Raw genomic sequence first — 12,061 nt, 5'->3', positions numbered from 1 at the left:
GAGAGATAATGCAAGAAACGTATGAACAGCTTATCTTTATTGAAGGTGTAGATACAGAAAAAAAAGCAGAATATCTTGTGGAGAATTTTTCGGCAGATGAATTCTGTGAGTCTAAAGCAAGAGTATGGCTTGAAACGCATTTTGAACCACTACTTGAAGTAACAGATAAGTTTAATAGACAAAGTGTAAGTTATCAGCTCAGCAAAAAAGATATATTACATAGCTGGTTAAAGTATAAAGAAGGGTTTTCGGCTGATTTAGTAAATACTTTGCTTGATGAAATGAATGTACCAAAGAATGGAACTATCCTTGACCCATTTTTCGGTTCTGGAACTACGGGCCTTGTGTGTCAAATGCGAGGTCTAAACAGCATCGGATATGACATAATGCCAATCTCATCAGTTTCTATTAAAGCAAAATCTTCTGTAATGGACTATGATATAGGTGAGCTAGAGAACTTATTAAGAGAAGTTAGAAACTTGGTCGTGCCTAATAATTACAGTAAGAAAACAGAATATATAAAAATTACAGAGGATGCATATCCACCAGAGAACGAGATTTTTATACAATATATCTCTGACTGGAGGGATGAATCGGATTATTCTGAACAGTCAAAAAATTTGCTTACATTATGTGTTGTCAACTCTTTAGAAAGGTGTAGTTATACGACAAAGACAGGACAATATCTTGGTTGGGACTACCGTTCACCCAAGGTAATAAAGGCGAACAAAGAGCGTGAAGCTAGTGGGAAAAAGTTACTCCCTAAGAAAGTTGTGAGAGAGGTTATAGCAGATGCTCACGAACTAATAACTGAAGAACTAGAACATGTTATTACTGAAATTAAGCTTATTCAGAAGAACAATATGGAAGCTAATACAGCACACATAAATTATGTGCAGAATACGGTTCTAAAAGAATTACCTTTGTTGGAAGATAATTCAATAAATGGAGTTATAACTTCACCTCCTTATTGTAATAGATATGATTATACGCGTACCTATGCATTGGAACTTGTATATTTAGGACTCGGAGAACAAGGCATAAAGGATATGCGCCAGACTCTGATTTCATGTACAGTTGAAAGTAAATCTAAGGTTGAACAATTGGAAGAATATTATAAAAGCATCGGTGAAGAGGACAGGTTTATAAATATAAAAAACATTATTGATAATAATAATGTACTTAATGAAGTAAAAAATGCGCTTAATAAGAGAAAAGATAATGGCGACCTAAATAATAATGGTGTTATTAGAATGGTAGAAGGATATTTTACAGAATTGGCGTTTGTATATGCAGAGATATATCGTGCATGTGTACCTGGATCGTTTGTGGCATTCGTTAATGATAATGTAAGATATGGTGGAGAAGTAATTCCTGTTGACTTCTTAAGTTCTCTTTTCGCAGAACAATTCGGATTCAAAGTAAAAAAAGTGTATTGTCTGCATCAAAAAAAAGGAAATAGTAGTCAACAGATGGCTAAGTTTGGAAAAGTATCACTTCGAAAGAGCATTACTATTTGGGAAAAAGAATAGGTAAATAAGCGAAGCAAAACTTGATATGATATTTTGACTAGAAATAGAAAAGAAAATGGATCTGTGTGGTAATGCCAGATCTATTTCCTTTTTTATTCTGTATCAAGATATTTTATGAATAATTCTGAGAATTTGGTTGAAAGCTTATTTTTCTGGATTTTAATCATCATGCTGTGTGATAACGGTTCGAATGTATGCTCTACAAGGTAGTCAATAAAAGTAGAGTAATTGAATTCTTTGTTTTTAAAGAAATTTACAGTGGTTCGTTCCCCAAACAGAAATCCAAAGATAGGAATTGATTTGGGATGTTTCCCAGGTTATAATAAGAATGTCCGTTCAGGCGGCGAGAAAGATTGATAGCAAGATTAACCATAGTTCTCATCCCAATCATTTTGGCGAGAACTTTTTTCATATTATAATGAGAGCGTATGTTAAAGGATAAAGAGATCAGAGAACCTCTATTTGAATATTTGGAGGAAATGTTTGGCAAAGTCCGTATTATAGAAGAGAAGACCATGGGAAAATCCAGGGCGGATGTGGTGATGGTCGCGGAGGACGCGCTGGTTGGGATTGAGATTAAAAGCGATGCCGACACCTACGAGCGCTTGGAGCGGCAGGTTAAGGATTACAATTCTTTTTTTGACTATAACATTGCCGCAGTGGGGACATCCCATGCCGTCCATATCGCAGAGCACATTCCAAGTTGGTGGGGGATCATCACCGTTGAAGAAATCGATGGGAAAGCGGATCTATATTATTACCGGAAGATGCAGCGAAATCCGAAACCTGTTGATCTAAAAAAACAGTTGAGTTTCCTGTGGCGGCCGGAACTGGCCCATATTCAGGAACTCAATGGGATGGCAAAGTACAAGGAAAAAAGCAAGCGGTTTGCCGCAGAAAAGATTTTGGAAAAGATAGAGCCGGAATTATTAAAGAAGCAGATCTGCAGTGAGCTGTTGGAACGGGATTACAATGAAATTGCTGAAAAAATTGCAGCTTATCGGGCTCTGCAGCCGGTCAGGCCGGTTAGGAAACGGCGGGGGAGAAGACGATGATTGATGACGCCTTATGATATCAGAGAAAATAAGAAGGGAAATCTTGGATAGCCATTGAAAATGAGAAGGCGGGATGCTAGAATCATACCATAAAGTGAGAACAGGAGGGAGACAGCATGAAACGAGCAATTACAGTCAGACTCTGCGTTGCTATTTTGCTGGGGATGCTGTTCACACTCCTGGTAAGTTGTTTTTTTCAAGTTCGAGGGACACAGGAAGGGGCTTATCAGAATTCCGTTTTAAGGATTAAGCAGGTGAAGCAGATCCTAGCTCAAAATGATACGGAGATCGAGCGTCTGAAAAACAATTTGAAAGAAGACTATATTATCCGTGCCAAGGCGGCCGCTTATATCGTAGAAAATCACTCGGAGATCGAGTATGACCTGGAGGAACTGCAGAAGGTTGCTGCGCTGCTTCAAGTGGATGAGCTTCATCTGTTTGATTTGGAGGGAACCATCTATTCCGGCACGGAGCCGAAATATTACGGATACAATTTCGAGTCAGGAGAACAGATGAGCTATTTTCTTCCTCTCCTGAAAGACACTTCGCTCCAGATGTGCCAGGACCTGACGCCCAATACCGCGGAAGGCAAGCTGATGCAGTACACGGCTCTCTGGCGGGACGATCAAAAGGGGATTATCCAGATTGGAATGGAGCCGACCCGGCTGATCGAAGCGTTGGAAAAAAATGAGATCCCCTATATTTTCTCTCATTTAACTACCGACCCTGGACATGCCATCTATGCGGTGGATGGGGAAAGCGGAGAAATTCTGGGGGCGACGGACACGGAGATTGTGGGACGTTTTGCGGAAGAATTGGGAATTCAACTGGGCAAGGCTGCTGTGGGCAGGGGATTTTCCACGGAAATCGGAGGGGAAAAATGTTACTGTGTATTCCAGCAGCAGGATACCGGCCTATGGATCGGTGTAAGCAGCACCCATGAAGTATTATATCGAAAAATTCCTGAAAACATGATGCTTTCCGCCGCCAGCATGGCGTTGATCTCAGTTGTCGTGATTTTGATTATTCTGCGCCATATCGACCGGTATATTTTAAGTGGGATTTCCACTATCATCGGGAAGCTGACACAGATTACCAATGGAAATCTGGACACGCGGATTGAGGTGAACAGTTCCCCGGAATTCACCGAGTTGAGCGATCATGTCAATCAGATGGTGCAAAGTTTGCTGGACACCACTGACAAGCTGTCTTTAATTTTTCAGAATGTAAATATTCCAGTGGCGGCTTTTGAATACAATCAGGATATGGACCGGGTTATGGCGACCAATCGTCTGGGAGATATCTTGGGGCTGTCGGCGGAGGAAGTGGACCGCCTTCTGGCGGACCGCTCCCGTTTTAGCCGGTGGATCGACGAAATCCTTGCACACCCGCTGGATCCAAAGTCACCGGGGGATGTCTATGCCCTACCGGGCAGGAACGGCCATTTTGTCAAGCTAAAGACTTATGTGGAAGGAAACAGTACCCTGGGAGTCCTGATCGATGTCACGGACGATATTGCGGAGCGGCAGAAAATCGTAAATGAAAGGGATATGGATCTTCTGACCGGCCTTACCAGCCGGCGGGCGTTTTTTCATCGAATGGAAGAATTATTCAGCCGTCCGGACGAATTGAAAACAGCTGCGATTTTGATGGCGGATGTAGATAATCTAAAATATGTGAATGATTCCTATGGCCATGAGACGGGGGACCGGCTGCTGCAGGCTGCCGCAGGTTTGCTGTCCGGATGCGAGGCTTCCTTCCAGGTTGCCGCGCGGCTGAGCGGAGATGAATTTGTTCTGGTTCTATATGGCTGTGAAAATGCGGAAGAGGCAGAAGGTTTCCTGCATCGGATCGAGGCGAGGATGCGGGAGAAAATTCTTTGTCTGCCGGATGGAAAAGAGTATCCGGTGCGCATGTCGGCGGGTTACGTCTTTTATCCGGAGCATGGGACGGATTACCACGAGCTCCTTCGCATGGCAGATCAGGCGATGTATCAGGCGAAACGGAGTGGAAAATGCCGTTTTGTCCGGTACGAATAAGGTTAAGAGTTAAGCAGAGGGAGAAGCGATGACAAGAGGAGAGGGAGCCTGCCTGGTATGCGGAAAGCCGCTGATCTATTTGAAAAGAGCGAAAGAGATGGAGTGCAGTTTCTGCCATAAAAAATACAAAAGCTATGCGGCCTGTGAGGATGGCCATTTTGTGTGTGACGATTGTCACGAAGAAAAAGGCATCCGGCTCATTTTAGAAACCTGCGCCGGGAGCACAGCTCAAAATCCGATTGCATTGATGCAGGATCTGATGGAAAATCCATACCTTTATATGCACGGTCCGGAACATCATGTACTGGTGGGAGCCGCACTCCTGACCGCTTACCGGAACTGCGGCGGAGCCATAGATCTCGCCGCGTCCCTTTCGGAAATGCGGGAGAGAGGGAGCAGTTATCCCGGAGGCGCCTGCGGCCTGTGGGGATGCTGCGGGGCTGCGGTCAGCGCGGGAATGTTTTTCAGCATTGTCACCCAGGCCACGCCGCTGACCGGAAAATCATGGGGCCTTTCCAACCAGATCACGGCCCAGGCGCTGGGAGCAATCGCAAAGCTGGGCGGCCCCAGGTGCTGCAAGCGGAATTCATTTACAGCAGTGAGGGAAGCGGTTTTATTTACGGAACATCATCTGGGAATCCGGATGGAGCTTCCTGATCAAATTCAATGCGGATTCTGGGCAGAAAATCAGCAATGCCTGAAACAGCACTGCCCCTATTATCCATACGTTCCGGAGCATCCGTAAACCGAATGCTCTGTAAGGAATGCTTCTCTGGCGGAGTATTCCTGACCGGGTTTATTCTTCTTTTACTTCATTATTCAATCTCATACTTCTTCATTCTTCTCCAAAGCGTGGAGCGGTTGATGCCCAGTTCCTGGGCGGCAGCTCCGATTTTTCCATGGTTGTTTTTGAGAGCTCTCAGGAGCTCTTCTTTTTTATGCTGTTCCCGAATGGTCTGAAAATTTTCACGTTCTTCTTCCCTCCGCGCGGTTTGGGGAAAAATGGTTTCCAGGAGATAGTCTTTGGAAACATAGTGCTGAGGGCAGGTGGCAATGATCCGCTCACAGATGTTTCGGATCTGCCGGATATTGCCGGGCCAGCGGTAAGAGTTCAAAAAATCAATGGCCTCCTCCTCAAATCGATAGGGAAGGCTGTCCGGGTCCAGATCTTTCAGGAAACATTGGGTTAGAAGATAAGGATCATTTCCCCGGTTTCTCAGAGGCGGGAGATGGAAGCGGAGCACATTCAGCCGGTAGAACAAATCTTCACGGAAAAGCTTCTCAGCCACCAACTGTTCCAGGTTCCGGTTGGTGGCGGCGATGACCCGCACGTCGATGGGGATGATCTTGGTGCTGCCCAGCCGGACAATGTATTTTTCTTGGAGCACGCGGAGAAGACGCCCTTGATTGGCATAGTCCATCTCCGAGATCTCGTCCAGAAACAAAGTCCCGCCGTGGGCCGCCTCAAAGACGCCGGCTTTCCCCTTCTTGGATGCTCCGGTGAACGCTCCTTCCACATAGCCGAAAAGCTCGCTTTCCAGCAAGTTGGTGGGGAGGGCGGCGCAGTTGATGGCGATGAAGGGCTGGCTGGACCGCCGGCTGGCGTGATGGATACTCTGGGCGAAGAGTTCCTTGCCGGTGCCGGTCTCCCCGACGATCAGTACGTTGGAATCGGTCTTCGCATAACTCTTGCCGGTGCGGATGGCGGCTTGAAGTTCATCACTGCTGCCGATCAGGCTCTCAAAGCTATACTTCACGGAAGCATTCTTTCCCAGATTTTCTTTTCTTACCATACTCTCCATGTTCTGAATCTTATCCGGCCGGTAGAGAGTGATGGCGGAACCAAGGGTGCTCTTATCCTGAGTGATCAGAGGAACTTTGTTCGCCATAATTTTTTGATCCCCGATTTTTACAATATGCGTGCCGATATCCAGCTTCTCCGGAAAAAGCTCTGCAATGGGCCTCCCAATGTAGTATCCATGGGGGGAACCGGTAATGCTCTCGGCCAGGGCATTCATGGATATGATCTGGTTCTGGTCGTTGGTGGAAATCAGCCCTTCGCCGATGGCGTCCACCAGGTGCCGGATATAGGCGTTTTTGGCGTCCTCTATCTGAAAGATCTGCTGAATATTCTGAAGTTCCCCGATCACCTGGCGCATGCTCTGTTTACCGAGAGGGATCACCTGCGCGGGGACGTCCATGCTACGGGCCAGCTGGCAGGTTTGGGAACTCCCCAGGATCAGCCGGGCCCCTTTGGCGCAGGCGTCCTCGATGGCGCTGGGGAGCTGGGCGGAAGGAACATGCAGATAGGGCAGGATCGTCAGGTCAAAGGCGGTCTTTAAGATTTCCATCCCGTAGATGTCGGCAAAACTGGTCAAAATGGCAATTTTTGCGCTGCGCAGAGGCTGCAGGGCCAGAGAGTCGATGATGTCGTAACCGGTGATGGGGATTTCGATGGTGTGCATATGAGGGCAGCGATCCCGGAAAAAATGCGCAAAGCGGGCCCGTCCGGCTACAATATCATAGTCTACCGAGATCTCGGTAATCTGTTCTTCTGTTAAATCGCTGAGATTGGAGGAGAGAAAGTCAATATCCGGATACTCGGCGGAATAGCTGTCAAAACGTTTTTGACACATGGAGTCGGTAGGTATGATCATCAATGTACTTTTCATTTCCAAGAGTCCCCCTTGATGATGTTGCACAATCGAAATAGATAAGAGAAAGCGCAACATAAATGCAACGTCTACGCAACATATGTTGCAATGGCTATGGATGAGTATAACATGACGGTTCGGGATTTTCAAGAAGGTAGAAAAATAATTTGTTTTATTTTTCACGGATTACCGAATAAAAAACGCCGGATGACAGGAAAATCTGCCGAATCAAGAGGTGCAAGCTGTAATTGGCATGAGAATTGCTTCTTAAATAGGACAGAACAAATACAAAAGGAGCCCTCATGGATTTCTCTTATCACTTACAGGAAATAAATCTGAATGATCCCTGGGACTTAGCGCAGATGACAGACCTTCTGGCAAGGTTCGGGCTGCGGCTGGAACCGGATCTGGAAGGAGCGGCAGGTCTCTTCGAGGGGGAACGGCTGGTGGCATGCGGCGGTTTCGCAGGAAATGTTCTGAAATGTTTTGCCGTGGATGAGAGCCTGCGGGGGGAAAATGCTCTGGGCACCTTACTTTCCAGTCTGATCAAACGCCAGTATGAACGGGGCATTACGCAGCTGTTTGTTTTTACCAAGCCGGAGACGAAAGATTACTTTCGCGGTCTGGGTTTTTCCGTACTGGCGGAGGCAGAAAAAGCGGTTTTGCTGGAAAACTCCAAGCGCGGTCTGGCGGAATACCTGACATCCCTTCGCCCTCTGAAAAAAAATGAATGGAAAAAGGTGGGCGCCATTGTAATGAATGCCAATCCTTTTACCAACGGCCATCTGGCCTTAGTCTGGGAGGCGGCCGTGCGCTGCGATTGGCTTCATATCTTCGTGGTGCAGGAAGACCGGTCCAGCTTTTCCTTTGCCGACCGGTTCCGGCTGGTGCAGGAGGGGATCGGGGAGATCCCCAACGTCAGCGTTCATCCCGGCGGGCCTTATGTCATTTCCTACGCTACCTTTCCCACCTACTTCCTGAAGAAGGAAGAGGAATTTACGAGTACATACGCCGAAATTGACGCAGCTTTGTTCGGCGCTTCCCTCGCCCCTGTCCTTGGAATCAGCGACCGGTTTGTGGGAGAAGAGCCGTTTTGTCCGGTGACCGCAATCTACAATCAAGTGCTGCAGAAACGGATGCCGGAATTCGGGGTGAATTTTCACGTCTGCCCAAGAGTCAGCGAGGATGGGGAACCCATCAGCGCCTCACGGGTCCGGGCCCTGCTGAAGGAGCCGGACGGCCTGAAAGAAATAAAAAGGCTGGTGCCGGAGACCACCTACCGGTATCTGACCAAAAAACTGATAGAGTCCGGTACCATGAAACAGAACGAAACAAGCCCTAGCGCTTTGTTTTGATAGGAAGAGAGAAACAGAGAGGAGTGTATGACATGGAAGTAAAGGAGATCAGTGTCGCCGGGACCTTAGAGTCCAGCGACGTGCAGATTATCCTAAAGCCCAATCCGGGAGGCGGCCTTGCCGTGGATCTCGAAAGCGACGTCAAAGCGATCTTCGGCGACGCCATCCTGGAAACCGTTTATCAGGTTTGCCGGGAGATGGAGGTAACGGAAGCAGCCATAGAGATTCACGATAAAGGCGCTTTTGATCATGTGATCCGGGCGAGACTCATAGCCGCCGTATTGCGGGCGGCAAAGAGAGACCAAGTGGATTGGGAAAGGATGTGAGAAAATGACGGACCGCAATACCCTTCGGAGAACCGGGCTTTATGTCAGCGCCTCCAGTCCGGTCAACATGGCGCAGGCTCCATTTTATAATGAAGATATGCTGATCTATGACCTGGAGGATTCTGTGCCCAAGTCGGAAAAAGACGCGGCGCGCCTCTTGATTTACCATACGGTGAAGTACCACCGCCCGAAAGACAAGGAAGTCGTGATCCGGGTCAATGGGATCGACACCATCTATTTTGACCAAGATATGGAGTGCGCCGTGCGGGCCATGCCGGACACCATCCGGCTGCCTAAGGTGGAATCCGCGGCGGAGGTGGAACAAGTTTCTGCTCTCATGGACCGGCTGGAGAAACAGGCGGGGATTCCTGCCGGAAGCATCAACCTGATCTGTAACATTGAATCGTTTCAGGGCATCCTGAATGCCCAGGAGATTGCGGCGGCCAGTCCCCGGAACGTAGCGCTGGCTTTAAGCGCTGAGGATTTTACCGCCAGCATGAAAATGGAACGCACCAAGGCGGGACTGGAAATCTTCTATGCCAGAAACGTGCTGGTGCTGGCCTGCCGGGCCGCTGGCATCCAGGCCCTTGACGTCGTGTTTTCGGACATCAATGATCTGGACGGCCTGCGGGAAGACAGCCGGATGACAAAAAACATGGGATTTGACGGAAAGACGGTAATCCATCCGAGGCAGATTGATATTGTCAACAGCTTTTTCACCCCTTCGGAAAAGGAGATCCGCCACGCGCTCCGGGTGCTGGCAGCCATCGAGGAGGGACGGCGTCAGGGCAAGGGCGCGGTGAGTCTGGACGGAAACATGATCGACGAGCCCATTGTGCTGCGGGCCCAGAACACGGTGGCCCGTGCCAAGGCGGCGGGAATCAAAGTGGGAGGTGAACGGTAATGGCGATAAATTCCGTGGGAAGAGAAGTTCCGGAGGAGATCAACGGGAGAAAATGGAAGCCGTATCAGGGCCCCTTTGAGACCGTACCGGACCAGCAGGTAAAAACTTGCCGGAGACAGGCCAGACTCATACCGGGGGAGAGTAAGATGCGCTCCGATTTAAAAGCGGCGATTCTGGCAAGTGGATTAAAAGACGGAATGACCATCTCCTTCCATCACCATTTTCGGGAGGGCGACCGGATCATCGGCCAGGTCTTAACCGCCATCCGGGAACTGGGCATTAAAGGCCTGAAGTTTGCCCCCAGCGCAGTGGTCAATATCAAAGAGCCCTCCATCGTGAATTTCGTGAAGGACGGCACGATCAACCGGATCGAAGCCAGCGGGATCAGAGGCCAGCTGGGCGATGCGGTGATCCGGGGACTTCCCTTGGCGGAACCGGTGATTTTGAGGCCCCACGGCGGAAGGCCCAGGGCTATCGAGGCCGGAGAACTTGAGATTGACGTGGCCTTTATCGGCGCGTCTGCGTCGGACTGTTATGGAAATGCCAACGGTACCGGCGGAAAGAACGCCTGCGGCTCCCTAGGGTATGCCAAGATCGATGCCCGCAGCGCAAGGCAGGTGGTGGTGATCACCGACACTCTGGTAGACTTTCCTTGTGTGCCGGCGTCGATCTGTCAGGATCAAGTGGATCATGTGGTGGTTGTGGAGGAGATCGGCGACAGCAGCAAAATCGGAAAAGGCGCGGCGAGACAGACAAAGAGCCCCAGGGATCTGCGGATTGCGGAACTGACCGCAGAAGTCATTGCTCACTCCGGATTTTTTGCGGATGGATTTTCCTTCCAGACCGGAGCAGGCGCCATTGCGATTGCCTGCACCAATTACATAAAAGAGCGGATGAAGGAACAGAATATTCGCGCCAGCTTTGTCCTGGGAGGGGTGCCGGCGGCGGTCAGCAGCCTGTTGGAAGAAGGGCTGGTGGACTGCATTCAGGCGGTACAGTCCTTTGACGCAGTGGCGGCCATGGCTATGGCACATCAGCCCCGCATGGTGGAATGTGACAACTCCACCTATTCCAACCCCCACAACAAGGGATGCTTTGTAAACCAGGTGAATATCGGGGTTCTGGGAGCCTTGGAGGTGGACACGGACTTTAACGTCAACATTCTGACCGGTTCCAGCGGGGAGATGATGGGCGGACTGGGAGGCGGTCCAGATGTGGCTGCCGGAGCAGATGTCTCCATCGTTACGCTTCCTCTGTTCCGGGGGCGGACCCCTTCGGTGGTGGATCGGGTCTTTACCCTCTGTACACCGGGAGAGACAGTGGCCGTGGTGGTGACGGACGCAGGAATTGCGCTGAACCCGAAACACCGGAACTATCCGGTTTTAAAAGAAAATCTGGAGAAGACCAGTTTAAAGCTGGTCAGCATCGAAGAACTCCGGGATATGGCTCTGGGAATCACCGGGGTGCCGAAGCCGATGGAATGCACGGACCAGATCGTGGCCGTGGTGGAGTACCGGGACGGAACGCTGATCGACGTAATCCGCCAAATCCGCGAATGAAACAGATCTGCGGAGCAGATCTGTTTGCCCAAACACAGCGAAGGAGCGCAATGAATCATGAGAAAGGGAATGAGTCAGGATTTTACTCTCCTGGGGCTCCTGAATGCAAGGGAAGAACGGGTAGCCAGACAGGAAGAGCTGACCCGCCGGTATATGGCAAGTCTCCTGTGCCTCCGAGTCAACTGTCCTGGCGCGAAGAAGGACACCCCCCAGACCAGAGCCGTTGTCCGGACGCTGAATGAGCGGATTCTCCGGGAATTCGGCGGAAGTATTCTCCACCGGGAATCGATGGTGACAGAGGAGGGACCGGTGGTCCTGTACTGCATGGGAACGGAGGCAACGGAGATCAAAATTGCCAGCATGGAGATCGAGGACCATCATCCTTTAGGCCGTTTCGTGGATTTGGATGTCTATGATCACCACTGCCGGGCGTTGAGCCGCCGGGATTTCGGCCGCCGCCCCAGGCGCTGCTACCTCTGCGAGAGGGATGCGAAGCTCTGCGCCAGAGAGGGAGGCCACTCCCAGGAAGAGCTGATCCGCTATATGAATCAACAGATTGAAGCCTACCTGGACGCGGATCAACCATAAAGCGTCCCAGGCGGCGGAACCAGGCGGCAAAGGGGAGGGAAAATGTCCG

General features: G+C 49.7%; 10 protein-coding genes. 9 read left to right on the top strand and 1 reads right to left on the bottom strand.

The window, feature by feature from the left end; genetic code table 11:
* Positions 1 to 8: 8 nt before the first annotated feature.
* The 4 genes from MUB23_RS19420 (at position 9) to MUB23_RS19405 (ending at position 5,371) form a co-directional block, all read left to right on the top strand.
* Positions 9 to 1,532, top strand: a complete 1,524-nt coding sequence (locus MUB23_RS19420) for a DNA methyltransferase (RefSeq protein WP_244802407.1) — start codon at positions 9 to 11, stop codon at positions 1,530 to 1,532.
* Positions 1,533 to 1,960: 428 nt separating this feature from the next.
* Positions 1,961 to 2,587, top strand: a complete 627-nt coding sequence (locus tag MUB23_RS19415; RefSeq protein ID WP_244802406.1) for a sce7726 family protein — start codon at positions 1,961 to 1,963, stop codon at positions 2,585 to 2,587.
* A 116-nt stretch (positions 2,588 to 2,703) separates the two neighbouring features.
* A complete protein-coding gene (locus tag MUB23_RS19410) occupies positions 2,704 to 4,626 on the top strand; it encodes a diguanylate cyclase domain-containing protein (protein WP_244802405.1) in 1,923 nt (640 codons plus the stop codon).
* A 28-nt stretch (positions 4,627 to 4,654) separates the two neighbouring features.
* Positions 4,655 to 5,371: a DUF5714 domain-containing protein gene (locus MUB23_RS19405; protein WP_244802404.1), complete on the top strand. Its 717-nt coding sequence runs from the start codon at positions 4,655 to 4,657 to the stop codon at positions 5,369 to 5,371.
* 70 nt (positions 5,372 to 5,441) lie between these two features.
* Here the strand turns inward: MUB23_RS19405 and MUB23_RS19400 are convergent, their stop codons facing one another.
* Positions 5,442 to 7,298 carry a sigma 54-interacting transcriptional regulator gene (locus tag MUB23_RS19400; protein WP_244802403.1) on the bottom strand — a complete coding sequence of 619 codons (1,857 nt, stop codon included), beginning with the start codon at positions 7,296 to 7,298 and terminating at the stop codon, positions 5,442 to 5,444.
* Positions 7,299 to 7,582: 284 nt separating this feature from the next.
* On the opposite strand from MUB23_RS19400, the gene citC reads away from it, so the two are divergent.
* The 5 genes from citC to citX are packed head-to-tail and all read left to right on the top strand — an operon-like array spanning position 7,583 to position 12,012.
* Positions 7,583 to 8,635, top strand: a complete 1,053-nt coding sequence (gene citC, locus MUB23_RS19395; RefSeq protein ID WP_244802402.1) for a [citrate (pro-3S)-lyase] ligase — start codon at positions 7,583 to 7,585, stop codon at positions 8,633 to 8,635.
* 32 nt (positions 8,636 to 8,667) lie between these two features.
* Positions 8,668 to 8,961, top strand: coding sequence for a citrate lyase acyl carrier protein (citD, locus tag MUB23_RS19390; RefSeq protein ID WP_244802401.1), 294 nt, complete (start codon positions 8,668 to 8,670; stop codon positions 8,959 to 8,961).
* 4 nt (positions 8,962 to 8,965) lie between these two features.
* Positions 8,966 to 9,865 carry an HpcH/HpaI aldolase/citrate lyase family protein gene (locus MUB23_RS19385; RefSeq protein WP_244802400.1) on the top strand — a complete coding sequence of 300 codons (900 nt, stop codon included), beginning with the start codon at positions 8,966 to 8,968 and terminating at the stop codon, positions 9,863 to 9,865.
* Positions 9,865 to 11,424: a citrate lyase subunit alpha gene (gene citF / locus MUB23_RS19380; protein ID WP_244802399.1), complete on the top strand. Its 1,560-nt coding sequence runs from the start codon at positions 9,865 to 9,867 to the stop codon at positions 11,422 to 11,424. Before MUB23_RS19385 ends, citF begins: the two co-directional genes overlap by 1 nt.
* A gap of 57 nt (positions 11,425 to 11,481) precedes the next feature.
* The gene (gene citX / locus MUB23_RS19375) at positions 11,482 to 12,012 is read left to right on the top strand and encodes a citrate lyase holo-[acyl-carrier protein] synthase (RefSeq protein WP_244802398.1); all 531 of its coding nucleotides are present in this window, start codon (positions 11,482 to 11,484) and stop codon (positions 12,010 to 12,012) included.
* Positions 12,013 to 12,061 lie beyond the last annotated feature (49 nt).

The organism is Cuneatibacter sp. NSJ-177, assembly GCF_022867805.1.
Lineage (GTDB): Bacteria > Bacillota > Clostridia > Lachnospirales > Lachnospiraceae > Pseudolachnospira.
The sequence above is the reverse complement of the archived record's forward strand: the minus strand, read 5'-3'. Positions and strand labels throughout refer to the sequence as shown.